At 66.7% G+C, this 25,440-nt stretch carries 25 protein-coding genes; 12 read left to right on the plus strand and 13 right to left on the minus strand.

What is annotated here, in order from left to right; all coding sequences use genetic code 11:
- Window positions 1-4: 4 nt before the first annotated feature.
- Genes ACQR1I_RS12325 through ACQR1I_RS12335 form a run of 3 tightly spaced genes read right to left on the minus strand, consistent with a single transcriptional unit; the run spans window position 5 to window position 2,057 of the window.
- Window positions 5-613: a hypothetical protein gene (locus tag ACQR1I_RS12325; RefSeq protein WP_434864860.1), complete on the minus strand. Its 609-nt coding sequence runs from the start codon at window positions 611-613 to the stop codon at window positions 5-7.
- Complete coding sequence (locus ACQR1I_RS12330; RefSeq protein WP_434864861.1) at window positions 610-1,281, minus strand: hypothetical protein; 672 nt, start codon at window positions 1,279-1,281, stop codon at window positions 610-612. The genes ACQR1I_RS12325 and ACQR1I_RS12330 overlap by 4 nt, the downstream gene beginning before the upstream one ends.
- On the minus strand, window positions 1,278-2,057 hold the full coding sequence (locus ACQR1I_RS12335) for a MotA/TolQ/ExbB proton channel family protein (protein WP_434864862.1): 780 nt from the start codon (window positions 2,055-2,057) through the stop codon (window positions 1,278-1,280). Before ACQR1I_RS12335 ends, ACQR1I_RS12330 begins: the two co-directional genes overlap by 4 nt.
- A gap of 195 nt (window positions 2,058-2,252) precedes the next feature.
- Here ACQR1I_RS12335 and ACQR1I_RS12340 point away from each other — a divergent pair, with 195 nt between their 5' ends.
- Both ACQR1I_RS12340 and ACQR1I_RS12345 read left to right on the plus strand, forming a co-directional pair.
- Window positions 2,253-3,608 (plus strand): histidine kinase, encoded by a 1,356-nt coding sequence (locus ACQR1I_RS12340; protein WP_434864863.1) that lies wholly within the window; start codon window positions 2,253-2,255, stop codon window positions 3,606-3,608.
- 4 nt (window positions 3,609-3,612) lie between these two features.
- Window positions 3,613-4,260, plus strand: a complete 648-nt coding sequence (locus ACQR1I_RS12345; RefSeq protein WP_434864864.1) for a response regulator — start codon at window positions 3,613-3,615, stop codon at window positions 4,258-4,260.
- A 405-nt stretch (window positions 4,261-4,665) separates the two neighbouring features.
- On the opposite strand, the gene ACQR1I_RS12350 is transcribed toward ACQR1I_RS12345, so the two are convergent.
- On the minus strand, window positions 4,666-5,253 hold the full coding sequence (locus tag ACQR1I_RS12350) for a TetR family transcriptional regulator (protein WP_434864865.1): 588 nt from the start codon (window positions 5,251-5,253) through the stop codon (window positions 4,666-4,668).
- Window positions 5,250-5,423 (minus strand): hypothetical protein, encoded by a 174-nt coding sequence (locus ACQR1I_RS12355; RefSeq protein ID WP_434864866.1) that lies wholly within the window; start codon window positions 5,421-5,423, stop codon window positions 5,250-5,252. The genes ACQR1I_RS12350 and ACQR1I_RS12355 overlap by 4 nt, the downstream gene beginning before the upstream one ends.
- Window positions 5,424-5,705: 282 nt before the next feature.
- Between ACQR1I_RS12355 and purB the strand changes: the two genes are divergently transcribed.
- Window positions 5,706-7,013: an adenylosuccinate lyase gene (gene purB, locus ACQR1I_RS12360; protein WP_434864867.1), complete on the plus strand. Its 1,308-nt coding sequence runs from the start codon at window positions 5,706-5,708 to the stop codon at window positions 7,011-7,013.
- 30 nt (window positions 7,014-7,043) lie between these two features.
- The gene (locus tag ACQR1I_RS12365) at window positions 7,044-7,574 is read left to right on the plus strand and encodes a YcxB family protein (protein WP_434864868.1); all 531 of its coding nucleotides are present in this window, start codon (window positions 7,044-7,046) and stop codon (window positions 7,572-7,574) included.
- A gap of 129 nt (window positions 7,575-7,703) precedes the next feature.
- On the opposite strand, the gene ACQR1I_RS12370 is transcribed toward ACQR1I_RS12365, so the two are convergent.
- The 5 genes from ACQR1I_RS12370 to ACQR1I_RS12390 all read right to left on the minus strand — a co-directional run bounded on the left by ACQR1I_RS12370 (window position 7,704) and on the right by ACQR1I_RS12390 (window position 14,958).
- Window positions 7,704-10,139: a DUF2235 domain-containing protein gene (locus ACQR1I_RS12370; protein ID WP_434864869.1), complete on the minus strand. Its 2,436-nt coding sequence runs from the start codon at window positions 10,137-10,139 to the stop codon at window positions 7,704-7,706.
- A 139-nt stretch (window positions 10,140-10,278) separates the two neighbouring features.
- Window positions 10,279-11,043, minus strand: a complete 765-nt coding sequence (locus ACQR1I_RS12375; protein ID WP_434864870.1) for a hypothetical protein — start codon at window positions 11,041-11,043, stop codon at window positions 10,279-10,281.
- Window positions 11,044-11,099: 56 nt separating this feature from the next.
- On the minus strand, window positions 11,100-11,648 hold the full coding sequence (locus ACQR1I_RS12380) for a cytochrome b (protein WP_434864871.1): 549 nt from the start codon (window positions 11,646-11,648) through the stop codon (window positions 11,100-11,102).
- A gap of 421 nt (window positions 11,649-12,069) precedes the next feature.
- The gene (gene ftsH / locus ACQR1I_RS12385; RefSeq protein ID WP_434864872.1) at window positions 12,070-13,917 is read right to left on the minus strand and encodes an ATP-dependent zinc metalloprotease FtsH; all 1,848 of its coding nucleotides are present in this window, start codon (window positions 13,915-13,917) and stop codon (window positions 12,070-12,072) included.
- A gap of 66 nt (window positions 13,918-13,983) precedes the next feature.
- On the minus strand, window positions 13,984-14,958 hold the full coding sequence (locus ACQR1I_RS12390) for a lipid kinase (RefSeq protein WP_434864873.1): 975 nt from the start codon (window positions 14,956-14,958) through the stop codon (window positions 13,984-13,986).
- Between the two features lie 412 nt (window positions 14,959-15,370).
- On the opposite strand from ACQR1I_RS12390, the gene ACQR1I_RS12395 reads away from it, so the two are divergent.
- The 6 genes from ACQR1I_RS12395 to ACQR1I_RS12420 all read left to right on the plus strand — a co-directional run bounded on the left by ACQR1I_RS12395 (window position 15,371) and on the right by ACQR1I_RS12420 (window position 21,984).
- A complete protein-coding gene (locus tag ACQR1I_RS12395) occupies window positions 15,371-15,520 on the plus strand; it encodes a hypothetical protein (RefSeq protein ID WP_434888731.1) in 150 nt (49 codons plus the stop codon).
- Window positions 15,521-15,533: 13 nt separating this feature from the next.
- Window positions 15,534-16,511, plus strand: a complete 978-nt coding sequence (locus ACQR1I_RS12400) for a TerC family protein (RefSeq protein ID WP_434864874.1) — start codon at window positions 15,534-15,536, stop codon at window positions 16,509-16,511.
- 28 nt (window positions 16,512-16,539) lie between these two features.
- Window positions 16,540-17,493 (plus strand): exopolysaccharide biosynthesis protein, encoded by a 954-nt coding sequence (locus tag ACQR1I_RS12405; protein ID WP_434864875.1) that lies wholly within the window; start codon window positions 16,540-16,542, stop codon window positions 17,491-17,493.
- A 252-nt stretch (window positions 17,494-17,745) separates the two neighbouring features.
- Window positions 17,746-19,422: a CHAD domain-containing protein gene (locus ACQR1I_RS12410; RefSeq protein ID WP_434864876.1), complete on the plus strand. Its 1,677-nt coding sequence runs from the start codon at window positions 17,746-17,748 to the stop codon at window positions 19,420-19,422.
- 190 nt (window positions 19,423-19,612) lie between these two features.
- Window positions 19,613-20,785 (plus strand): M20 aminoacylase family protein, encoded by a 1,173-nt coding sequence (locus ACQR1I_RS12415; RefSeq protein WP_434864877.1) that lies wholly within the window; start codon window positions 19,613-19,615, stop codon window positions 20,783-20,785.
- A gap of 305 nt (window positions 20,786-21,090) precedes the next feature.
- On the plus strand, window positions 21,091-21,984 hold the full coding sequence (locus ACQR1I_RS12420) for a DMT family transporter (protein WP_434864878.1): 894 nt from the start codon (window positions 21,091-21,093) through the stop codon (window positions 21,982-21,984).
- On the opposite strand, the gene ACQR1I_RS12425 is transcribed toward ACQR1I_RS12420, so the two are convergent.
- The 3 genes from ACQR1I_RS12425 to ACQR1I_RS12435 form a co-directional block, all read right to left on the minus strand.
- A complete protein-coding gene (locus tag ACQR1I_RS12425) occupies window positions 21,981-22,994 on the minus strand; it encodes a zinc-dependent alcohol dehydrogenase family protein (RefSeq protein ID WP_434864879.1) in 1,014 nt (337 codons plus the stop codon). The genes ACQR1I_RS12420 and ACQR1I_RS12425 overlap by 4 nt on opposite strands.
- Before the next feature lie 64 nt (window positions 22,995-23,058).
- Entirely contained in the window at window positions 23,059-23,187 is a 129-nt protein-coding gene (locus ACQR1I_RS12430) for a hypothetical protein (RefSeq protein ID WP_434864880.1), read from the minus strand.
- Window positions 23,188-23,294: 107 nt separating this feature from the next.
- The gene (locus tag ACQR1I_RS12435; RefSeq protein WP_434865131.1) at window positions 23,295-24,158 is read right to left on the minus strand and encodes an HWE histidine kinase domain-containing protein; all 864 of its coding nucleotides are present in this window, start codon (window positions 24,156-24,158) and stop codon (window positions 23,295-23,297) included.
- 500 nt (window positions 24,159-24,658) lie between these two features.
- On the opposite strand from ACQR1I_RS12435, the gene ACQR1I_RS12440 reads away from it, so the two are divergent.
- A complete protein-coding gene (locus tag ACQR1I_RS12440) occupies window positions 24,659-25,072 on the plus strand; it encodes a hypothetical protein (protein ID WP_434864881.1) in 414 nt (137 codons plus the stop codon).
- A gap of 141 nt (window positions 25,073-25,213) precedes the next feature.
- On the plus strand, window positions 25,214-25,396 hold the full coding sequence (locus ACQR1I_RS12445) for a hypothetical protein (RefSeq protein WP_434864882.1): 183 nt from the start codon (window positions 25,214-25,216) through the stop codon (window positions 25,394-25,396).
- The last annotated feature ends 44 nt before the right edge of the window (window positions 25,397-25,440 follow it).

Here is a 25,440-nt window from a genome sequence, read left to right on the forward strand (position 1 = left end):
GCCGCTACTGCTCGTCCTTCGGCGGCATGCGCGGCGGCAGCAGGGGCGTGAACGAGACGCCGTCGCCGGCGTTTTTCGCCGCCTTGAATTCGCCGGTCGAAGGATCGCCGCCAGCGGTCTCGATGATGGTCTTGGGCAGGATGTATTCGCGCGCGGCGTCGATGACCCCACCGTCGCCCGTGCCGAAATCGGCGGCGCGGCCGCCCTGCGGATGGCCGGCGGCGATCTGGTCGGCGGCGTGCTGGGCTTTCTCGGCCAGCGTATCGCTGAAGGGGATGCGATAGGCGCGCGGCACGCCGCTCGGGCGATTGTCGTCGTCGAGCGCCTCGACCCACAGATAGACCGCGCCGGGATCGCCCGCGAGGCTGTGCGGGTCGACGATCCGCACCTGCAGCACCTTGAAGCTCTTCGGCAGCCGGTCGATGCTGGCCCAGCCGAGCAGGCCGCGCGCGCCGACGAAGCTGCCGATATAGAACGCGCTGGTGATGACCACCGCCACCGCCTTCACCGGCCACGGCAGCCGCGCATAGACCAGCACCAAGAGCAGCAGCGCGCCGATCAGCGCATAGCAGACGGACAGCGTGACGATGACGGTCTGCAGACTGCTCATCATTGCCTGATCACCCGGACGCCGGTTTTGGGATCGAGATCGGCGCCGTTGCGCCAGTTGCTGCGGAACGTCTCCAGCAGTGATTTCGGCCGGCGCTGCACGTCGATCACCTTGCCGGCCGCATCGAGCTTGAAGCGCAGCGCGGTCTTCTCGTCGCCGGAATGGTCGAGCACGACCTTGTCGTCGAAGATCACCTGCGCCGTCGGGTTGAGCTTCTGCACCTTCACAGTAGCCTCGACCGGCGTGCCGCTGACGTTCTGGAAATGCGAGATATTGACGGTGTATTCGCCGGCGACGATGCCCCGGATGGTCACGATCTCCTCGCGGATCGGCGACGGGATCTTCAGTCCGTTGACCAGGATGAAATCATTGGCGCCGCCGCGGTCGTCGCGGTCGAGCGTGAGGAAGCCGGCCTCGCGGTGCCGGTACCAGGCGATGTTGCCGACGGGGTCCTGCACGAACAAATCGAGATCATCAGGATGGTTGTCCGGCCAATCCATCGTGATCAGGAACTCGGCCTTGCTGTCGACCTTGCCGTCCTTGGCGTCCGGGGAGATCGCGAGCACCGCGATGAAGAAGAAGAACGCGACGATCTGCAGCGCCTTGAACAGCATCACGCTGAACGGATCGAACTGCTCCTCGCGCGGATAGAGTCCGAAATCGTCCATCATGCGCCCTGCTCCGCGACGCGCTCCATCGCGCGCTCGAGCCGCGGCGTCACCCGCGTTTCGGTCAGCATGACCGCGTCGGAGAACACCCGGCCGGTCGCTGCGTCCAGCATGTAGTACTGGATCCGCACCAGGATCGAGCCGACCAGGCCGGCGAGCGTCGTGTACATCGCCACCGCCATGCCGTCGCTCATCAGCCCCATCGAGGATTTCATGGCGAGCTTGTCGTTCACGTCGAGGCCGGCGATCGGCGCCAGCATGATGATGAAGCCGATGATGGTGCCGAGCAGGCCGAGCTTCATCAGCGTGTCCGAGGCGAAGCCGCCAAAGCCGTTCGAGCCGCGCAGCCGGTCGGCGAGCGTGCGGAGCAGCAGCGTCTGGTCGAGCCGCCCTGCCCCTTGCGTCCTCGCCTTGGTGACGAGGCTCCTGATGTGATTGGTGACGAGCCCCTGCGGCAGCAATTGCGCCTCCGGCTCGAGCGCGCGCTCGGCGTCGGGTCCGATCAGGACCGCGCGACAGCGCCTCGCCGCGTCCGCCTCGCGGGCGATCGCCCTGGTGCGCCAGAAGCAGTGGCAGCAGGTCACGACATAGAGCACGGTGACGACGCTGGAGATGTAGGTGCGGTCGGAGGCGACCATCAGATGGAAATAGCCGTAGCGCGCCAGCACCACGGCGGCGAACACGGTCAGCCCGGTGAAGATCATCCAGAGCAGCAGCGGGCCGCGCTCGGCGCTGTCGCGCGCAGGTTCCACCGCTTCGGCACCGCTGACCACGCTCATGCATGAACTCCCCGACGCGCCCGTTTGTGTCCGGCGCCTTGACGGTCAAGTTAAGCAGAGCAGCGGAACGTCGTCCAAAGACATCTGCCTCGGGGCGTTCGGGAAATTTTCCCAAATTGCGCTTGCTGCAGTGCATTTGCTTGGCGGCATCCGGGGCCTGTTGTTACGCTGCGGCAAACGCCGTGGAGGGATCGCATGCGCCTCGTGCTTGCGCTGATTGCGCGTCTTGCGCTGATCGTGGTGCTGTGCCTCGCCGCTGCCGCGGTCTGGGTCACCGTCGATGCCTATCGCAGCGTCGACCGCGCCACGGCCGCCTCCGCCGATCGCGTGTCGCAGGCGCTCGAGGCGCTGTATTGGCGCGAGCTGCTGTTGCGCAGCAATCGGACGCGCGATCACCTGCTGCCGGTGCCCGACTGGCGCACGACCGAGACGATGAAGCTGATCGCACCGGGCATCTGCGTGCAGTTCAAGCCGGAAGCCGCCTTCGAAAAGCCGCTGTGCGGCCAGAGCAAGGGCCTCGGCGCCGCCCCGCCGCGCTGGTTCTCAGGACTCGTTGAAGCCGTGCTCGGCGAACACGCCGCTGTCGCGCAAGCGATCAGCGCCCGCACCACGACGGCCGGAACCGTGTCGGCGATCGCCGATCCCGATGCCGCCATCCAGCTCGCCTGGCAGCGCATCCAGGACTCGTTCGGCGTGGCGATGGCGATGGCGGTCGCGATCGGCGTGCTCGCGTCGCTGGCGATCGCGCATGCGCTGGCGCCGGCGCGCAGCATCGTCCAGGCGTTGCAGCGGATGGCCGAAGGCGAGCACCGCCCGGCGCTGCCGCGCTTCCGCTCGATGGAGCTCGCCATGATTGGCCGCGCCGTCGGCGAACTCGGCGACCGGCTCTCCCAGGCCAACGAACAGCGCGCGGCGCTGACCGAGCGCCTGCTCGACATCCGCGACGAGGAGCGTCGCGCGCTGGCGCGCGAGCTGCACGACGAGTTCGGGCAGAACCTGACCGCGATCCTGGCCTTCGCATCGACCATTGAAAGCGCCCAGGGCCGTAAAGACCAGGTCGCGCAGGATGCGCGCATGATCACGCAATCCGTCACGCATCTGATGGCCTGCCTGCGCGGCACCTTGAGCCGGCTGCGCCGTCCGCTCGCCGAGGAGCTCGGCCTCGAAGCTGGCCTCGTGGCGCTGACGCAGAACTATCAGCATGCCGCGCGGCCGGCGATCCGGCTCGATCTGCATGGCGACCTCGCCGACATCCAGGGGCCGGTCGCCGTCACAGCCTATCGCATGGCGCAGGAATGCCTGACCAATGCGCTGCGCCACGGCGATGCCAGCGAAGTGTCGCTGCGCGTCGAGCGCCGCTCGGGTGCTGAGAGCGCGCTCGTGATCTCGGTGGAGGATGACGGCGGCGGTGACGCGGCCCAGCTCGCACAATCGGCCGGCTTCGGCCTCACCGGCATCCGCGAGCGCATCGCCGCGGTCGGCGGCTCGCTGTCGATCGCGCCGGCGGCGCGCGGGCTCAGCGTATCAGCCACGATTCCGCTGGCGGCCTGAGACCATGGCCGAGCCGAAAGGCATCTCGATTCTGCTGGTCGATGATCATCCCGTCGTCCGCCAGGGCTATCGCCGCGTGCTGGAGAGCCAGGATGGTTTTCGCGTCATCGCCGAGGCCGACAGCGCCGCGGCGGCCTACGCCGCGTTCAAGGCGCACACGCCCGACGTCGTCGTGCTCGACATCTCGATGAAAGGCGCCAGCGGGCTCGAGGCGATCCGCAACATCCGCGCCCGCGACAGCCGCGCCTGCATCCTGGTGTTCTCGATGCATGGCGAGGCGCCGCTGGTGAAGGCGGCATTCGCCGCCGGTGCGAGCGGCTTCGTCACCAAGAGCAGCGAGCCGTCGGCGCTGGTCCGCGCCATCCGAATGGTGATCCGTGGCGAGCGCGCGCTAAGCGACGACGTCGCCCACGTGCTCGCCGCCGACAGCCTCGATCCGCAGCAGACCGTGCTCGACCGGCTCGGCGAGCGCGAGATCGAAATCCTGCGCCAGCTCGCCTCCGGCCTCACCACCGAGCAGATCGCCGCCAATCTGCATCTCAGCGTCAAGACGGTGCAGAACTATCATTATCTGGTGAAGGCCAAGACGGGATTGCAGACCGATGCGCAGCTGGTGCGACTGGCGGTCACCAGCGGCCTGACGGATTTGTAGCTCCTGCCCGCAGGGCGCGCGCTGCCGCTCATTGGCGCCCAAGCCCTATCCACCCGTCATTGCGAGCGCAGCGAAGCAATCCAGAGTCCCGCCCACCACCCCGGATTGCTTCGCTGCGCTCGCAATGACGCGGAGAGGGCTTGCGACCTTCGCGCGACATCATTTGCGACGAGATGCTGGCACGCTCTCACCGCGTCATTCCGGGGCGCGTCGCGCAGCGGCGCGAGCCCGGAATCCGTAGCCACGGGATGGCGTGTGACGCGAGCAGGCCGTTGCGCCTGTCTTCGCTACGCGGACGGTCGTGGTTATGGATTCCGGGCTCGTCGCTTCGCGCCGCCCCGGAATGACGGCGGAGAGATTTGGGCGTGCCCGCTCGTCGCGATGCGAACACCTCAGGCGTGCAGACTAGCGCGCCGCCAGACCCCGCAACAGCAGCGTCAGCACGGCATCGACGCGGGTCGAGCAGGTGCAGTCGGCCCATTCGTCGGCGTGGGCGGGGTGATGGAAGCTGCGGGTCGCATCGAAGATGGCGGCGGCTGCAACCTTGGGATCGGTGACGTCGAACGCGCCCTGCGCGACTCCCTCGGCGATGATGCCTTCGACCTGGGCGATCAGGTCCTGCTTGTGCGCCCTGACCACCGAGCAGGCTTCGCGCGCGAGGGTCAGATAGGTCGCGAACATCTCGGGGTCCTCGCAGACCCGCTTGTGCTTGGCGTCGAACAGCTCGCGCAGCCAGCGCTCCAGCCTGGCCGGCGCCGGCCCGGGCTCGGCGGCGATCTGCGCCAGCGGCGCGCTGACCCGCTCGAGCCAGCGTTTGGCGACCGCCTCGCGCAGCGACGCCTTGCTCGGAAAGTGACGGTAGACGGAGCCGTGGCTGACATCGAGCGCTCTCGCGACGTCGACGACCGTCGCTTTGGCGAGCCCGTAACGGCGCAACACGTCCTCGGTGACTTCGAGGATGCGCTCGGACGTCAGAACCACGGCCTCATTCATGCGTGCACCATATCGGAGTCGGTCGCATGCGCCTTGATCTGGATCGTCTCGGCCAATTCGCCCGAGACCGGCGCACGGAACTTGGCCGCTTGCGCCTCCAGGTGACGCGCGACCTGGACGTTCAACCAGTCCTGAAATTGTGAGTGCAACAATCGCTTTTCAATCTTCATCGAAGCGGTCCTTCGCAGTTGAAACCGCTGAACCAAAGGTCAGACAGTGTAAGTTGGTCTTAAGCACGATAGCTAAGAGAACATACACCATCGCGCTGACAGATTTCAATATCTGTCAGCGCGATTTTTGGAAAAGTATTTAGATACCTTTATCGAGCCATTTCCACCTGGGAACGCCATTGTTTGTGTCGCCCCGGCCGCTCTGGTAAAGCGCGGCGTAAAATGCTGCCGGCGCGGACGCTTTCGTCCCGCCCACCTTCCCTCCCGCCTGGAGCGACGTCGATGATCCCCCGCTATACCCGTCCCGAAATGGCCTCGATCTGGGAGCCGCAGACCCGGTTCAAGATCTGGTTCGAGATCGAGGCGCATGCGGCGGACGCGCTGGCGGAGCTCGGCACGATCCCGAAGGACGCGGCCAAGACGATCTGGGCCAAGGCCAAGGACTCCACCTTCGACGTCGCCCGCATCGATGAGATCGAGCGCGAGACCAAGCACGACGTCATCGCCTTCCTCACCCATCTCGCCGAGATCGTCGGCCCCGAGGCGCGCTTCGTGCACCAGGGCATGACGTCGTCGGACGTGCTCGACACCTGCCTCAACGTGCAGCTGACGCGCGCCGCCGACCTGCTGCTCGCCGATCTCGACAAGGTCCTCGCCGCGCTGAAGAAGCGCGCCTTCGAGCACAAGATGACGCCGACCATCGGCCGCTCGCACGGCATTCATGCCGAGCCGGTCACGTTCGGTCTCAAGCTCGCTTACGCCCATGCCGAGTTCTCACGCGCCCGCGAGCGCCTGGTCGCCGCGCGCAAGGAGGTCGCGACCTGCGCGATCTCCGGCGCGGTCGGCACTTTTGCGCAGATCGATCCGCGCGTGGAGGAGCACGTCGCCAAGGCGATGGGCCTGTCGCCGGAGCCGATCTCCACGCAGGTGATTCCCCGCGACCGCCACGCGATGTTCTTTGCTACCCTCGGCGTGATCGCCTCCTCCGTGGAGCGCTTCGCCACCGAGGTGCGCCACCTGCAGCGCACGGAAGTGCTGGAAGCCGAGGAGTTCTTCTCGGAGGGCCAGAAGGGCTCCTCCGCGATGCCGCACAAGCGCAATCCGGTGCTGTCGGAGAACCTCACCGGCCTCGCCCGCATGGTGCGCGCCTATGTGACGCCGGCGATGGAGAACGTCGTGCTCTGGCACGAGCGCGACATCTCGCACTCTTCGGTCGAGCGCATGATCGGCCCGGATGCCACGGTCACGCTCGACTTCGCGCTGGTGCGCCTCGCCGGCCTGGTCGAGAAGCTGCTGGTCTATCCGGCCAACATGGAGAAGAATCTCGACAAGCTCGGCGGCCTCGTCCACTCGCAGCGCCTGCTGATCGCCCTCACCCAGAAGGGCGCGAGCCGCGAGGACTCCTACAAGCTCGTGCAGCGCAACGCGATGCCGGTGTGGCGCGGCGAAGGCGACTTCCGCACCCTGCTCAAGGCCGATGCCGAGGTGAAGAAGTATCTCACCGACGCCGAGATCGACGAGCAGTTCGACCTCGACTATCACCTCAAGCACGTCGACACGATCTTCAAGCGCGTGTTCGGCGCAGCGTGACGGGGCGCCGGCGGCCAGGATCTCTTACAAATGCAACTACGCTACCAACTCGACAAAGCAGCGCTGGTCCAAGGGGCTCGTCTGCAGAATGGCGATGGCCAAGCGATCGTCTTCGGGACGGTGCTCTTTGCGGTCTTTGCCGTAACGCAGTTGCTGGAGCTGTTCGACAGATATGAAGGAACGACCCTGGCGGTCGCAGCGCTGCTGTGGCTGTTGTTCTGCGCCGTCGCAGGTCTGGCCACCGCTGCGCTGACGATATTTGTCATGATCCCGATCCGCGCGGGATCGCTCTATCGGCAGAATCCCATGTTGTATGGCGCGATGGAACTGCGCGAGGACGATGACGGCATCGAGATCAGGGGTCCGCGGATGACGTCAAGGTTTGCCTGGTCGGATTTCCGCGGCTTCAAGGAGAACAAGGCGATCTTCCTGCTCTGTCTCAGCAAGTCGATCGGCCAGCCGATCACCAAGCAGGAGATGTCCGAGGACATCATACGAGCGTTCAGAAGCAGGCTGGAGCAGAAGATGCGCCGCCTGCCGCGCTGGTCCGGAATGATCTGAACATTCGCCGCCGTCCCAGGCGAGAGAGGCGTACGCGAGCCGCAGGCGGGAGCACTCGGCTATCACCTCAAGCACGTCGACACGATCTTCAAGCGCGTGTTCGGCAACGCTGCGTGACGGCGCGGGACGTTACAGCTTATTCATCGAGACGGCCGCGTTGCCCTTGTTGTTGAAATAGAACTGATACAACAGCCTGGGAAACAGGATGGAGGTGTCGTTGACGTAGACGAACACCTCCCCGTCGCTGCGTGCGGTGAACCTGGCCGTCCAGCGGCTGCTGCCGGGTGATTCCGGTTGGAATGCGAGGAGATGCTCCTCCAATCCCGTGCTGCCCACGCGCACGATGGGCGCGAACCAGTTCGACCAGATCAGCCGCTTGAACGGCACGCCCGGCAGTTGCGCCCAGGTCCCGTACCCGAAGCCGGCCGGAGTCGCAGGAATGTCGGCGTCGCTCCACGCCTCTCCGACATCGAGCGTGATCTGATAGGTCTCGTCCTGCGCCACGCTGAGTGCCGTCGGATAGCAATGGTGGCGCGTCTCGAACACCGGCCGGATGCTGCCACCAGGGTAGGCGCCGATCTCGGTGTACTCGACCTCGGTCGGCCTCAGCGTGGCCTTGCAGAACAGGCCGGCCGTGTTGGCCGCACCGAACGCCAGCCACCAGAACAGCCAGAACGTGATCGCCGTCGGGAAGATCCACGATTTCAGGACGTAGAAGCCGGCGATGTACCAGCCCTGGCGACGCAGCGCATAGACCGTCGCGCGCCAGCCGGTCACCGGCTTGTGCGCGGATGGATCGTTCCAGGCAATGCGCGCGGCATCGCGGATGGTCTGCTGCAGCGAGGTGCCCCACAGCGTCAGGCCGAGGGCCGCAGCCGCGCCGATCAACATGAAACCCGGCGAGTCACGCCATGCGACGAGCCATGGCGCGACGAGCTTCGGCAGGAAGGCAGCGGCCGCGTTGATGACGGGGTCGCCGACCACATGCAGCGGATCATAAAGGAAGCGCGGCCAATAGATGACGGCGCAAGGGATCGCGACGACGAACAGCAGCGCAAGCATCGTCGCGAAATAGACCACGCGGCGCAGCCACACCCAGTTCCAGACGTCGTCCTGAACCCGGGTCCGCGCGTGGCCCTTGTCGAGCGGATGCGGCGCATCGACCGGCGTATCGGTCTCATCCGTGACCCGGTAGGACGCGGGCACGACCACCGGGGCATAACGATCGGGGCCGGCCGCGATGCGCTCGAACACGGTGCGGTGGATGGTCGGCTTCACCGGCAGCAGCGGCGGCTGTGGGAGGCTCGGATGCAGGTCGGCCGCCAGAAGCTCGGTCTGCGGCTTGAACGGCGACCGCAGCAGCCATTTGATGCGACGGAGATCGTAGCGCAACGACAGCCGGTACGGCGGCGCGTCGTAGATCTCGCGCAGATTGCGCGGCTTGTAGCGATAATAGGCAGCGATCCCCTTGCGGGAATCGTTGAGCTTGTCGAGCGGATCGATCTCGGGATCGTACAACAGCCGCCGCCGCTCATCGAGATAGACGAGGCCGTAGGCCTGGGCGCGGTCGAGCATCCAGTCGAGCGTGACATAGGCGAGGCCGTCCTGCGGATAGCCGCCGCCGACGTCGGAATGCACGCCGGTGAACCACACCTGGCTGATGCGCTCGCGGTCGCGCGGCGGCAGGTCTGTGCGCAGATGCGGTGCCGGCTCGGCCAGCTTCGCGGCCTCGCTGCGCGGATCATGGTTGATGTCGAACAGCCAGTCGGTCTTGTCCGGACGCCCCGGCACGTGGGCGTCGCGTCCCCGCACATAGCGCTCGTCCCAGATCACCGGGCGGAAGGCGTCGCGCTCCTCCTCGATCGCGAGCGCATGGCAGGCGCGGTGGATTTTCGAGCTCATGAACTGGTCCGGCATCGACAGCGGCCAGATCCAATAGTCGATGGCGCGCGTCATCTCCTCGATCGGACCGCCATAGGCGTCGACCGTGTCCCAGATGCCGACGAAATGCACGCTCTCGACCGCGACAGCGGGCGGCGCCTCGGCGGCGACGCCCGTCAGGCGGCGCAGCGTCCTGATTCCCCAGTCCCGGATGCCACGCAGGTCCACGCCGACCTTGCCGAGATAGCGCAGGAGGCCGCTGTTGTAGCGCCGGCGGTAGCGGCGATACGCGTCCGCAGCGAAGCGCGCGAGATCGGCCTCGTTGTCGTGATAGGGGACCAGCCCCTGCCCTGCGATCATCGCCGCCACGATGCGGATCGTGAACGCGCCACGGCTGAAGCCGAAGCAGTAGATGCGATCGCCCGGCCGGTAGTTGCGGCAGCAGAAGCTGTAGATCGCGATCACGTTGCGCTTCAGGCCGAAGCCGAAGATGCCGCCGAGCGCCGCGAACAGCTTGAAGGACGAGGTGCCGACACCGTCGTCGTAAAACGCGATCTGCCTGCTCGGATCACGCAGGTCCAGCAGCTGGAAAAGTCGCCAGACGTTGGTCTTGAACAATGCCTTGGCGCTGTTGCCGGTGCCGTCCGACAGCAGCACGATGTTCCTTGGAACCGTGTTGGACATGAGGCCCCCCGACCAGAATGCCAAAGCACCTCAGCTTGGGAGCCAATTGCAGGAAAAGCAAGCTGCAATCTGCGCACGAGTGCGCCGCATCGAACGGGAACGGAACGAGAGCGCGGCTGCGGACGGGGCGCACGCTGACTCAGTCCGCCTCCTCGCATTTGTCCTGCTTGACCTTGAACATCTTCCGGAACTGGGTCTCGAGCGCGCTCCGCATCGCCTCCATCTTCTTCTCACCGGTGTTGCGGAGATTGTAGTTGATGGCGCAATTGGTCCAGCCGAAATTGACCAGGTAGATGCGCATGCGCTCCTGGCCGTCCGGCTTCTGCGATTCGGCCACGTAGCGGGCGACGCAGGCCTTCGGGCTGGCATTATCGGCGCAGCCTTTGTCGACGGTCTGGCGAAACATCTGCTGCAGGTCGGTCTTGCCCTCGATGGCGTCGACGAAGCGCGCGCAGGCGGCGGCGGGCTGATAGTCGCGCAGCGCCGAGGGCGTCTTGAAGCCGCGGGTCTGCGCCAGGTCGAAATCGCAGCTGTCCTTCAGTTCCGCCATCCTGGCGCGGCGGTAGTCGTCGATGCCGGGCAGCGTGATGAACTCCAGACGCGCGGCGGCGTCGAGCGTGGCCTTGCAGGTGCGGTCGATCTTGTCGGGGTCGAGCGCGGCGACGGCCTTCGGCTCGAACGCCGGCAGCGTGCCAGGGGAGTCGAAATCGGACGGGCCGAACAGGAGATGCACAGTGTTGCGCAGCCGCGTCTCGTCCTGCTTGGCGGGATCGAAGCGCACAGTGAAACGGCAGCCGCTCTCCCAGGACATCGTCCGCTCGGCGGCCTCGGCGCCCACGCCGCCGAGCGTGACGGCGGCGAGCCCCAGGCATGCGATCCATCCGGTCCGGCTTCGTCGGGTCATGGCAGTCCTCGCGCAGGCTATCCTGGCCTGCATCCTACCCTGTCCCCGCGCCAACGCTAGCCTGCGCCGCGTACCATCCGCAGCGCAACGTCGTCGCGCTTGACGCGGTGATGCCAGACGGCTGCGCCGATGTGCAGAACCGCGAGCGCCAGCAGCACGTAGGCAAAGAAGATGTGGCGGTCCTCCCAGGCGCGCGCCGCTTCCTTGTCGGGCGAGGTGAACTGCGGCACGTGGAAGAACCCGAACCAGCTGGAATAGTCCGGCGTGTGCGCGCCCGAATGCGCCCAGCCCAGCATGATCACGACCAGGGTGACGAGATCGAGCCCCCATTGGTTGGCGCGCGCGATGGTCGCGAGCCAACGCGGGGTGTCTGCCGGCAGCGCCGGTGTCGGATTGATCAGGCGCCACGCCATGCGTACGAGCAACAGCACCAGCAGGACATAGCCGATGTCTGCATGGATGGAGCGATAGAAGAAGCGATCCGGTCGCGCCGGGATGTGGTTCATCCACCAGCCGAAGGCGATCATCACCAGGATGGTCGGACCGATCACCCAATGCAGAGCGCGCGCGACGCCACCCCAGCTCGATGCCGTGTTTCTGATCATGACTGAATTCCCAACTGCGATCTCTTCTGCTTCCGAGATGCATGGAACTCTTTTATGGCGCTTCGATGCGATGCAAAAATGGAATCGTTCGAAACTAATTAGGACACCGTCGCGCCCTGGGAATGTCGCGACCGTCTCGCATCCCTGCGCGGCTCGCGTAAGAATGCTCTCACCTCGTCATTGCGAGCGCAGCGAAGCAATCCAGAGTCCTTGCTGGGTCCTGGATTGCTTCGCTGCGCTCGCAATGACGGAGGAGACGTCCGCGAGTTTGCCGTAGGGTGGGCAAAGCAGCCGCCGGAGGCGGCAGCGTGCCCACCGTCGTGCTGCAGAGCTAGTGCTCAAATGGTGGGCACGGCGTCATCACGATCTCGATCGCGGAAGGAGCACGGCGGCGCCTTTGCCAACCCTACGCAGTCACGGGCTACATCGGCTGCGCGGCCGCCACCAGATCGCTCGCGCGCTGGTCCTGCTTAAGCAGGGCCGCGAGCTCGCTCTCGTCCAGCGTCTCCTTGACGAGCAGGCGGCGCGCGGCGCGCTCCAGGACGTCGCGCTTGTCCTGCAGGAGCTTGCGGGTGCGCTCCAGCGCCGACGTGACGATGGCGCGGACCTCGGCGTCGATGGCGTCGCCCGCGGCCTCGCCATAGTCGGCGCTGCGCGAGGCGCCGGGCGCCAGGAACGACTGGTTGTCGCGCTCATAGGCGACCGAACCCAATTGCTCCGACATGCCGTAGCGCGTCACCATCGACCGCGCGATGTCGGTGACGCGGCGAAGATCGTCCGCCGCTCCGGTCGACAGATGGCCGTAGACCACGAGCTCCGCGGCGCGGCCGCCGAGCAGCACCGCCATCTTGTTCTCGAGCTCCTCGCGGGTCATCAGGAAGCGGTCCTCGGTCGGGCGCTGGATGGTGTAGCCGAGCGCGCCGACGCCGCGCGGAATGATCGAGACCTTGTGCACGGGATCGGTGCCCGGCAGGCTCATCGCGACGATCGCATGCCCCATCTCGTGATAGGCGACGATCTCGCGCTCCTTGGGATTGAGCAGCCGGTTGCGCTTCTCCAGCCCCGCGACGATGCGCTCGATCGCATTGTTGAAATCATCGAGCGAGACCTCGTCGGCGCCGCGCCGCGTCGCCAGCAAGGTCGCCTCGTTGACAAGGTTGGCGAGATCGGCACCGGTAAAGCCGGGCGTCAGCGCCGCCACCTTCTCCGGATCGACGTCGGCTGCGAGCTTGGCCTTCTTCAGATGCACCCGCAGGATCTGGATGCGGCCCGGCTTGTCCGGACGATCGACCAGCACCTGGCGGTCGAAGCGGCCGGCGCGCAGCAGCGCGGGATCGAGGATCTCCGGCCGGTTGGTCGCCGCCAGCAGCACAAGACCGACAGAGGAATCGAAACCGTCGAGCTCGACCAGCAGCTGGTTGAGCGTCTGCTCCTTCTCGTCGTGCCCGCCGGCGAACGGGCCCATGCCGCGGGCGCGCCCAAGCGCATCGAGCTCGTCGATGAAGATGATGGCGGGAGCTTTCGCACGCGCCTGCTCGAAAAGATCGCGCACACGCGCCGCGCCGACGCCGACGAACATCTCGACGAACTCGGAGCCGGAGATCGAGAAGAACGGCACGCCCGCCTCGCCCGCGACAGCCTTGGCGAGCAGCGTCTTGCCGGTGCCGGGCGGGCCGACCAGCAGCACGCCCTTCGGCATGCGGCCGCCGAGCCGGCCATAGGATTTCGGATCTCTCAGGAAGGCGACGATCTCGCGCAACTCGTCCTTGGCCTCGTCGACGCCGGCGACATCGTCGAAGCGCACGCCGGTGTTGGCCTCGACATAGACCTTGGCCTTGCTCTTGCCGATCTGCATCAGGCCGCCGCCGAGCCCGCCGGCGCCGCCCATCATCCGCCGCGACAGCCAGAACCAGACGCCGAAGAACAGCGCGATCGGCATCACCAGCGAAAGGATGTCACCGAGGATGTTGCTCTCGACGCGGCCGGTGAAGGTGACGTTGGCCTTGGCGAGCTCCTTGGCGAACTCCTGGTCGACGCGCGTCGTCGCGAAGCGCGTCTGCCCACCGGGCAGCGGCTCCTTCAGGCTGCCTTCGAGATAGTTCTCGGAGACGCCGACCTCCTTCACCTTGCCCGCCGACAGCAGGTCCTGGAACTGGCTGTAGGGGATGACGGCGACCTGGCGATAGCTCGTCCACGCATTGTGGATCATCATCGCGACGAAGATCGCGACAACAGCGTACCAGAGATTGAAGCGGGTCTGCTTGGTCATGGGTCTCTCGATGGGGTGATCAGTCGGAAACGAGGTGGCGCGCGGCGCGGATCTAGCGGCGGGGCGTCAGGCCCTCGCCTGCCCTTCGGTCTTCGCTTCAGTCTTTTCGGCCTTGGGCACGAACACGGTGACCGCGCGCGGCAGCACGGAAAACCGCGCCGGGGTGAAGGTGACGAGCTCGCCGTCCGCATTGATCGGGCGCGGCTTGCGGGTGCGGATCTCGAACGACGTGTCGCGCGACGCGCGCACCTCCTGCCATAGCCCGTGCCGGCCCCTGCGAAAGTCATAGGCCATCGCCAACAGCTTCCAGACCCGGCCGATCTCGAGCGAATAGAGATCGAGATGGGAATCGTCGATCTCCGCGCGGTGATCGACGGCCATGCCGCCGCCGTAGTAGCGGCCATTGCCGACTGCGATCTGCAAGGTCTTCACGCGCACCGCGCCGTCGGACGACACGATCATCGCCCGGAACGGCCGCGCGTTGGTGAGCACCTTCAATGCCGTGATCGCGTAGCCCAGTCGTCCGAACCTGCGCTTCGTTTCCTTGGTCAGCTGCCGCGCGAGTTCGGCACTCAGGCCGAGGCTGGCGACGTTGAAGAACGGATGTCCGTTGACCTCGCCCAGATCGATCTGCCGGCGATGGCCGGCCGCAATCACGTCGGCCGCCGCCTCCATGTCCGGCGGCAGGCCGAGCGTACGGGCGAGATCGTTGGCGGTGCCGGCCGGAATGATGCCGAGCGGCAGCCCGGTCTTGACCAGCGCCGGCGCAGCCGCGTTCAGGCTGCCGTCTCCCCCGGCGACGATGACCGCCTCCGCATCGTCAGCGTGGGCTTCGATCCACGGCGACACCTCGCGCGGACTGTGCGGTGCCGAGATCACGAGGTCGTAGCCCGCCGCGCCCAGCCGCGACACGGCGACGCCGGCGGCCTCGCCGCCGGAGCGGCTGCCGCGGTTGATGATCACCAGGAGCCGGCGTGTTGCGACATTCGGTCGCGACGGCGGCGCCTTCGCGATCGACATCTGGTCAGCCCCCGTGGTCACGACTGTCTCCCGTACACAAAATGCCAGCGCGCGTCGCCGCGCAGGTTCCATACCAAATGACGAGCGGCCACTCCGGTTCCATCACGATCGCACTCGTTGACCGCAGGGTTCACGGCCGAGCAAACTTTTCTTCGCCTGTCGGACTCGTGGCGTGTGGAGCAAGGGCCGCAAAGGTTGATAGTCACAAGCGACGCGTGTGGCCGCATCTCGTCAAACTCCAAGCAGCGCGCGACGCGCGCGATACCGCCAGCGGTATCTGTTACAAAAAGAGTCCGACATCATAGTCTGGGGGACTATCAGAGGGGCCCGGATCTCCGGCTCCCTGGAATTAGTTCGCAGGCCTGCGCCTGCAAGCCGGCTGCCGCGCCGGCAGACACTCTGTCGCACCTCCGCCTGCGCTGCCGCGTCGTTCATGTTGCTGAACGCCGATGCGGACGACCGGCTCTTGAAAACCGACCGGGAGGCACATACGTCATCGGGCATACCCCTGGTCCGGGCCCCTCTGGTGAAGCTGCCGGTGCTCACGATGTCGGACCTGACGACATCAATTTCACCGGTCTGATAAGAGGATCCCCGTGGATTTCCTGTTCATCGCGTTTGCCGGCAAGCCTGTCTGGATGTGGCTCGCCTTCCTCGCAATCGTGCTCGCCCTTCTCGTTTTCGATCTTGGCATCCTCCATCGCAAGACGCGCGAGATCTCGGTGCGCGAGAGCCTCATCATGAGCGCCGTCTACATCCTGCTCGCGCTGGCCTTCGGCGGCTGGGTGTGGTGGCAGCTCGGCTCGGAGGCCGGCACCGCCTATCTCACCGCGTTCACGATCGAGAAGGCGCTGGCGATGGACAACGTGTTCGTCATCGCCATGATCTTCAGCTATTTCGCGATCCCGCGCGCCTATCAGCATCGCGTGCTGTTCTGGGGCATCGTCGGCGTCATCGTGCTGCGCGCCATCATGATCGGCCTGGGCGCTGCGATCGTCGCGCAGGCCAGCTGGGTGCTCTACGTGTTCGCGCTGTTCCTGGTCGCGACCGGCATCAAGATGCTGGTGTTCAAGGACAAGCCGCACGACGTCGGCGCCAACCCGGCGCTGAACTGGATGCGCCGCCGCTTCGACGTCACCGACCGCCTGCACGAAGAGCGCTTCTTCGTGCGTCAGCCCAATGCGAACGGCAAGCCGACCTGGTTCATGACGCCGCTGTTCCTGGCGCTGATCCTGATCGAGTTCGCCGACGTCATCTTCGCCGTCGACTCGGTGCCCGCGATCTTCGCGATCTCGACCGACCCGTTCGTGGTCTACACCTCGAACATCTTCGCGATCCTCGGTCTGCGCGCGCTGTACTTCGCGCTGGCTGCGATGGTCGACCGCTTCCAGTATCTCAAGCTGGCGCTGGCGGCGGTGCTGATCTTCATCGGCTCGAAGATCTTCCTGGCCGACCTGCTCGGGCTGGAGAAGTTTCCGCCGGCGCTGTCGCTCGGCATCACCTTCGGTCTGCTCGGCGCGGGCATTGCCTATTCGCTGTGGAAGACCCGGCCTGCGGTCGAGCAGGTGAAGTAAGAACGATGGACGAGTGAAAGGTCACGGCGTGGCAATGAACGATGTCGCATCCAATGATGAGCTCTCGTCCGGGCCACGCCGCCACAACGGCCCGATCAGCCGGCGGCTGCTCGCCATTGCCCGCACGGTGCGGTCGGACGAGCCGTCGGTCGGCGAGCTGTTCGACCGGCTGGAATCGGAAGGCCTCGGCCTCACGCTGCTGCTGCTGACCATTCCGGCGCTGCTGCCGCTTCCCGGACCGTTCGGCATGGTGTTCGGCACCCTGGTCGCGCTGGTGGCGCTGCAGATCCTGTTCGGGGCCGAGCGGCTGTGGCTGCCGGAACCGCTGCGCCGCCGGCCGGTGCCGCAGCGGCTGCTGCGCAAGGTGATCCGCGCCGGGCTCGACTGGGCCGGCTATGCCGAGCGCGGCCTGCGCGAGGACCGGCTGGTCTGGCTCACCGGCCGCACGGCACGGATGCTGCTGGCGCTGCCGCTGCTGCTGATGGCCGTCACCATCATCCTTCCCATTCCGCTGGGCAACGTGATGCCGGCGCTGGCGCTGATCGCCGCCTCGATCGGCTTCATGGCCGGCGACGGCCTTGCCGTGCTGCTGTCGATGCTGATCGCCATGGCCGCCGTCGTGTGGACGGCGGTGCTGCTCTACACCGGCGCAGCGGCTGCGGACTACGCGGCCACGCTGCTGGCCGGCCTCGCTGTGCGGCTGCGCGCCATGCTCGAAAGCGTCGGCGTCGATCTCGGCTTTGCGGCCGGCGTATCGACCGTGTTTGCGGTCGCAGCCGGCCTCGTCGCGCTGGCCTTCTGGGTGCAGACGATCCGCCACCGGCGCAGCCGGCGGACCTCGTTCGATCCCGCCCTCGACCCGCGCGAGCGCTCGCGTGCGCTGGCGCGCCGGAGCCGCAATCTGCTGGCCGCCGCGAGCGTCGCGACCGCCGCCACCGCGGTGTTCGTTGCGACACGCTTCATGCTGACGGGCTGGATCTGACAGGGGTCGTAGGGCATGGCATGCCAAACCCGGCTCGCCGCCCGCTGCACACACATAATTTTGATTTGATTCCCCGCGAGCCGGCCATCGCGCCCGGCTGCACTCTACCGCCTTGAAGGCGCTGGCCAAAGACGCCGGACGCGGCGCCAACCAGCCAACGGAGAGAGATCGCGCTCCCCGGTTCCATGCTGTCCTATCGCGCCACATTCGATAAGCTGCTGCCGTCGTCATTGAACCGTTACAGACCTCAACATGCCGGACCAGGGCGCGAGCGCGTCGATCAGCGACCGCGCTGTCGAAAGAGTGGAGCCGCCAGCGGCCAGCGGCGGCTCGCCCGTGCCGCCGGAGATGGCGACGTCGGAGCTGCCGGCCCTCCCCGCGACGTCCACCGACGGCCACGAGATCGAGCTGAAGCTCCTGGTCGCGCCGGATCAGCTCGCGAGCTTCAACGAGGCCGCCGTGATCACGGCCCATGCGCGCAACAAGGGCACGCGCAAACATCTGAAGTCGGTCTACTACGACACGCCGAAGCGCACGCTGTGGAAGCACGGGCTGACCTTGCGCGTGCGCCAGAGCGGCAGCCGCTTCATCCAGACCGTGAAGACGCAAGCGGCCGACGATCCGCTCAAGCGCGGCGAGTGGGAGGCGAGCGTGCCGTCGCTGGCGCCCGATCCCGCACTGGCAATGACCCTCCTCCCGGAGGAGCTGCGCAGCGAGCTCGACACGCACAAGCTCGAGCCGGTGTTTGCCGCCGACGTCCATCGTCACGCCCGCCTCCTCGAGCTGTCCTCGGGCACGATCGAGGTCGCCTTCGACGGTGGCGTCATCCGGGCCGGTGAGCGCAGCGAGGTCGTGAGCGAGATCGAGCTGGAGCTCAAGAGCGGCAGTCCGGCCGCGCTCTATGAGATCGCGCTGCGGCTCGCCGAGCATGGTCCTATCAGGCCTTCGATCCGCAGCAAGTCGGCGCGCGGGTTCGACCTTGCCGCCGGCCGCGCGCCCGGCGCCGACAAGCCGCGCAAGCCGCGGCTCGATCCGGCCGCCTCGCTCGACGAAGCCTTTGCCGTCATCCTGCAGGGCAGCCTGCATCATCTGCTGCAGGCGATGCCCGCCGCCGAAGACGGCCGCAACACCGAGGGCGTGCATCAGCTGCGGGTCGCGCTGCGCCGGCTGCGCGCCGCGCTGCATCTGATGCAGCCGGTCGAGACGTCGGCCACGCTCGACGGCTTGGCCGCCGACGCCCGTTGGCTCGCGCAGAGCCTCTCGGCGGCGCGCGACCTCGACGTCTTCCTGACCGAGACGCTGCCGGAGATCGCGCAGGCCTGTCCGTCGGTAGCCGGCTTCGACACGCTGCGCGCGCTGGCCGAACGGCAGCGCGATCTGGCCTATCGCAGGCTGCGTCTGGCCCTGGCTGACCGGCGCTGCGCCGGCTTCGTGCTCGGCCTCGGCGCCTGGATCGAAACCCGCGGCTGGCGCAACGACGTGGCGCCGGAGACGCTGCGGCGCCTCGCCGCCCCCGCGATCGGCTTCGCCGATCACATCCTGGCCGAGCGTCATCGCAAGGCGCTGAAGCGCGGCCGTGGCTTCAGGAAGCTGCCGGCGGAGGATCGCCACCGCCTGCGCTTGGCGTTGAAGAAGCTGCGCTACAGCGTCGACTTCCTGCTGCCGCTGCATGGTGCGACCAAACCTGCGAAGAAATACGCCGGCCGGCTGGCGGGCCTGCAGCAGCAGCTCGGGCAGTTCAACGACATCGCGGTGACCGCTGACGTGATCGAAGGTCTCGGCACCACCTCGACCGATGCCGCGATGGCCGCGGCCGCGATTGCCGGCTGGCAGGCGCATGCGCTGGTCAAGCTCGAACGTCCGCTGTGCGAGGCGTGGCGCGCCTTCACCAAGGCGCCGACTCCGTGGGAAACGCCGGACGAGGCGTGACGCCGTTCCGTTTTGCGGAACGACCGGCAGGGTTGCCGCTTCGACCGCCCGTCGCTGCATGGCGCCCTTCCCGGCCGCAACTTGCCTCGCCTTTTGGCACGGGTCATAGTCGCGGCTTCGCGCAAGGTCCCGGCCGGCGCACCCTCATCCGCTCAGCGAGCAATCCCCTCTCAGCGAGTTCGACCTCCTCATGCCGATCCTCAACAGCATCGCCGCACTGTCAGACGAAATGGCCGCCTGGCGCCACGACTTCCACGAACATCCCGAACTGCTGTACGAGGTGCACCGCACCGCCGGCATCGTCGCCGACAAGCTGCGCGCCTTCGGCTGCGACGAGGTCGTGACCGGCATCGGCCGCACCGGCGTCGTCGGCGTGATCCGTGGCCGCAACTCGGCCTCGGGCAAGACCATCGGCCTGCGCGCCGACATGGACGCGTTGCCGATCGAGGAAACCTCGGGCGTGCCCTACGCCTCGAAGACGCCTGGGCTGATGCATGCCTGCGGCCATGACGGCCATACCGCGATGCTGCTGGGTGCTGCGAAGTACCTCGCCGAGACGCGCAATTTCGACGGCACGGCGATCGTGATCTTCCAGCCGGCCGAGGAAGGCGGCGCCGGCGGCAAGGCGATGGTCGACGACGGCCTGATGACGCGCTGGGGCATCCAGGAGGTCTACGGCATGCACAACATGCCCGGCGTGCCGGAAGGCCATTTCCAGGTGTCACCCGGCGCGATGCTCGCCTCGGCCGATGCGATCCACATCAAGGTCACCGGCAAGGGCGGCCATGGCGGCGCCGGCCCGCACAAGGCGGTCGACAGCATCCTGATCGCCGCGCAGATCGTCAACGCGCTGCAGTCGATCGTGGCGCGCAACGTCGATCCCTTGAAGTCGGCGGTGATCTCGGTGTGCGCCATCCACGGCGGCACCACCTTCAACGTGATCCCCGAGACCGTGGAGATGCTCGGCACCGTGCGCACGCTCGACCCGGAGATCCGCGACCTCGTCGAGAAGCGCATCGTCGAAGTCTGCGAGGCCACCGCGCGCGCCTATGGCGGCTCGGCGGAGGCGATCTACGAGCGCAAATATCCGGTCACCATGAACCATCCGGCGCAGGCGGCCTTCGCCGCCGATGTCGCGCGTGATGTCGCCGGCAATGAGCGCGTCAACGACCGCGCCATCCCCCTGATGGGCGGCGAGGATTTTGCCTTCATGCTGGAGGCCCGCCCCGGCGCATTCGTGTTCCTCGGCATGGGCCCCGGCAACGAGTGCCACCACCCGGCCTACCGCTTCAACGACAACATCCTCAGCGCCGGCGCCTCCTACTGGGTGAAGCTGGTCGAGAAGAGCATGCCGGCGAACTGACCGGCACGACGGACGGCTCCTCGCAATGGTCTCATTGCGAGGAGCGCTCCAGGAACACAATCAACAATCGTATCCGAGTTGCCATTCTGGATTGCTTCGCTGCGCTCGCAATGACGCGTGTGGCTGGCACCGGACGTCCCGCAGACTCCGTCATCGCGAGCGCAAGCGAAGCGATCCAGGGGCCGAGCGCACGAACCGCGATTGCGCGCTTCGCGCTCCAAGACAACAATTCGTCCCGTATCGAAACGTCATGTGTCCCCTTGCGGCTATGAGAAGTCATCCTTCTCCTAGCCCGCGAGGCCCGAATGCAGCGCCGGACCGCCCTTACGACAGACCTCGCCCTACTCCTCCTGCTCTCCACCTTGTGGGGCGCGTCCTATACGTTCATCAGGATCGGCGTCGAGACGATCCCGCCGCTGACGCTGATTGCCGCGCGCACGCTGATCGCCGGCCTGCTGCTCGCGCTCCTCATCCGCAGCCGCGGGCTGGCCTGGCCGCGCGAGCGCGCAACGTGGCGCCGCTTCATGATCCAGGCCGGCCTCAACAGCGTCGTCCCGTTCACGCTAATTGCCTGGGCCGAGCGCAGCGTCGAGGCTGGCCTTGCCACGATCCTGAATGCGACCTCGCCGATCTTCACCTTCATGCTGACCGCACTGGTCACGCGCCACGAGCCGGTGACCTTGCGCAAGCTCGGCGGTGTCGCCGCCGGTCTCGCCGGCACCGGGCTCATCGTCGGCGTCGGGGCGCTGCACGGTCTCGGCGAGCAATTCTCGGCGCAGCTTGCAATCGTCGCCGCGACGATCTGCTATGCGGGTGCCGCGATCATGGGAAAGAGCTTCAAGGGCCTCGACCCGATGCTGCCAGCCGCCGGCTCGCTGCTGTCGGGCGCGGTGATCCTGATACCGCTGGCGCTGATGGTCGATCATCCCTGGACGTTGACGCCATCGCTGCGTTCCGTGCTGGCGCTGCTTGCGCTGGCGACCGTCTCGACCGCAGCCGCGATGGTGATCTATTTCCGCCTGGTGCAGACGCTCGGCTCGATCGGCGCGACGGCGCAATCCTATCTGCGCGTGCCGATCGGCGTCGCGATCGCCGTGGCGGGCCTCGGCGAACGGCTCGCGCCGACCGCCTGGATCGGCCTCGGCTGCGTCGTCATCGGCGTGGTCGCGATGACGCTGCCGGCGCGCAAGACAGCCTAGCGAAGCGCGATCGCGACCTTGCCGACATGCGCGCCGCTCGACATGTAGTGGAACGCCTCGCGCGCCTCGGCAAACGGAAACACCCGGTCGACCACCGGCTTCACCTGATGCAGCGCCAATGCATTGGCCAGCGCCTGCAGGTCGTCGACCGAGCCGACGGTGACACCCTGCAGCCGCTGCTGCTGGATCACCATCAGCGGCAGGCGCAGCTCGGAGGCCGGCGCGCCGGCGAGCACGCCGATGAAGGCGATGGTGCCGCCGATCCGGGTGGCGCGGATCGACTCGTTGAGCGTGCCGACGCCGCCGACCTCGACCACGAGATCAACACCCTGTCGGGTCAGCTCGCGCGCCTGCTTGCCCCAGTCCGGCGTGGTCTTGTAGTTCAGCGTGACATCGGCCCCGAGGTCCTTCAGCCGCGCGATCTTCGCCTCGCTCGACGAGGTCGCGATCACGCGCGCGCCGGCGAGCTTGGCGATCTGCAGCGCGAACATCGAGACGCCGCCGGTGCCCTGCGTCAGCACGGTCTGGCCCGGCCGGATGCCGCCGAGCTTGACGACCGCGCTCCACGCGGTCACGCCGGCGCAAGGCAGGGTCGCGGCCTCGATGTCGGAGAGATGGGCGGGCGTCCGCACCAGCGCCTGCGCCGGAAAGATCCGGTACTCCGTCAGGGTGCCGTCGACGGCGCCACCGAGCGCCGCGCGCATCTTGGTCTCGCTCGGCTCGCCGCCGGTCCAGCTCTCGAAGAAGCTGCCGATCACCCGATCGCCCGGCGCGAACGCCGCGACGCCGTCACCGACGGCCTCGACCACGCCGGCGCCGTCCGACAGCGGCACCAGCGGAAATTTCTGCCGCGAGCCGTAGCCGCCCTTCACCGTCAGCAGATCGCGATAATTGAGGCTCGCCGCCGTCAGCCGCACCAGCACCTCGCCGCGCGCAGGCGCTCGCACCGGTTTGTCGACCAGCGCGAGCGCATCGATGCCGCCCGGCCCCTGCATCTCCCAGCATTTCATCGCACGCTCCCCTGCTCACATCGTCTACGGGTCAATCGTGGAGCGTTTCCAGCCGGTGATCAAGTCACGGCGGCGGTGACAGCGGCGTCTGCGCGCCGTCGACCAGGGGCGTGACGACGTGATCGATCACGTACTCCGTGCCCATCCAGGTCACGATGCCCGCAATCATCAGCATTCCCACCAGCAGCAGCATGTCACGTCGATCCATTGAAGACATACGTGACAACGCAGGCGCGCGTTTCAGATTAGGATGATCGCGCGCCCGCGGAACCTGAAGACAGGGAACTTCATCAGTGCTCGTTACACACCCGGTTCGAACCTGATCCGGCACAGCAGGCCGGTGTCGCGATAATCCTGCTCGATGCTGCCGCCGATCGCGGCGAGGCTGGCGCGGATCATGCGCGTACCGAATCCCTCGTTGTGCGGTGGTGCGACGGCGTGCGGACTGATCTCGCGCCATGTCACGACGCTGCGGCTGCCGTCCTGCGTGAGCTGCACCTCGAGCCGTCCGCCGTCGCCGCGCAGCGCGCCGTATTTGACCGCATTGGTCGCGAGCTCATGAAACACCAGCGCGAGATTGCGCACCGCGTCCGGCCCCAATTGCACGTCCGCTCCCTCGAGCGTCACGGCGCCGGAGGCACGATAGGGCTGCAGCTCGGCATCGAGCAGCATCCGCAGGCTCATGAGGCGGTGGTCCGACCACGCAAGAGTGTTGGCGCGCGCGACCGCGTCGAGCCTGAGCGCGATCGCCTCGCCCTTGCTGCGATCCTCGCCCGACAGGCTGGACCGCACGATCGATTGAAACACCGCGAGCTGGTTGTTCACGCGATGCCTCAGTTCGCCGAGCAGCAGCTCGCGTGCGTGCTCACTGCGCTTGAGCTCGAGCAACGCGTCGCGGCTCAGGCTCGCGAGCCAAATGATCAGCGCCGATGTGCTGAGGAAGCCGACGAGGTTGACGGCCTCCTCATGGCCGGGACGATCGGTGAATCCGATCAGCACGACGGCGGCAGACAGCCAGGCGGCAAAGATGGCCGAGGGGACGCCGCCGAGCAGAGCCGCCAGCATCACCGCTGGATAGAACGTCGCGTATGGCAGGGTCGCGCCGAGCAGATCGAGTCCGACGCGGCCGCCGGCGGACAGCGCGACAGCAAGGGCCGTGAGCAGGAACGTGATCGGCGACCACGGCCTGCTTCGAACGACCAACTTTGAAAGACTCTGACCCGCGCGCACGATTGACCCCGAGCCGAAGGTCTATCGCTCCCGGCGAGGGGGAACAAGCACTAGGAACTCCTGCGCGCGACGAAAAACTTTGGAACTTTTTCTACTTAGTTGCGTTCCGCTGCACCTGCCGACGTCATCTCATCCTTCCGCAGGATGAAAAGTAGTCTTTCACGCGCTGGCAAGCGCCGTTGCAGAGACATCTGCTCGCGCGGGCTACGTAGGACAACGAGCGCCCAACATGCCGTGGAGGTTGCGGCGTTCTACGTAGTATCGCTGAGACTGCATTTCGAGATGCGGCCAGGACGCGGAGCGCCCCGATGGTAGCCCATTGCTCGGCAACGGTATTGGAGCGCTCCCCTGTGAACGGGCTTGTAGGTCGAACGATGCTGCAGCCCAAAACCTAGCGGCTTGCCGCTGCACACGTCCGCGCCGATCATGGCGCCATGACCACCAAATCGCGCGAGAGATTGTACGGTGCCGGCATCCGTATCGCCCAGGAGCAGGCGACGCGCGCGCGCAAGCAAGCCGATCGTCTCGCCTGCGAGGCCTGGAACAAGCGCATGCTCGGCTACAAGGGCCCGGCGCAGCCCTCGCCGCTGCTCGGCGACGCCCTCAATGCCGGTTACTTCTATCTCGAAGTGCGCTGCCTCGGCTGCGATACCAACCAGACCGTCGCGCTCGATATCATCCGGCGCCCGAAAACAACGCCGATCCATGAACTCGAGCGCTACATGCGCTGCCAGGACTGCTCGCGGCTGCGCGGCCATCCCTACAAGCGGAGTGCGCTAGTCGCACTGCGCGAGACCAAGATCTCGGCAGCCCATCCTGCGTCGACGTGGTGGCCGGGCGAGCGCTGACGGCCCCGCGCGCCGCAACCAGGCTCACGACGGTACTCCGATCGGGCGACGACAGACCCCGTCAGAAAGTTTTACGTGACCGCGGAACAATGTGGAGTCTCGTCCGTTTCGAAAAGTTGCCGGCGCGCAAGGAAGCGAAACATGTCAGAGTTGATGACGCAGCCAGAAAAGCTGCGAGCCGACGCAGCGGAATGCGCCCTCATCCGTGATCTCGCCACCGACCGCGACAAGCGCGAGCTGTTCGCGCGACTTGCCGAACACCTGAGCATGCTGGCCGCAGAGGTGGAACGCGCCGCGCGCATCAATGGGACCGCCTTAAGCTGACCACGTCCGCTGAGCCGGAGCAGTAAACCGTCGCCATCTCGCGA

The sequence above is a fragment of the Bradyrhizobium sp. HKCCYLS2038 genome, from assembly GCF_051167655.1.
In the GTDB taxonomy this organism is placed as follows: domain Bacteria; phylum Pseudomonadota; class Alphaproteobacteria; order Rhizobiales; family Xanthobacteraceae; genus Bradyrhizobium.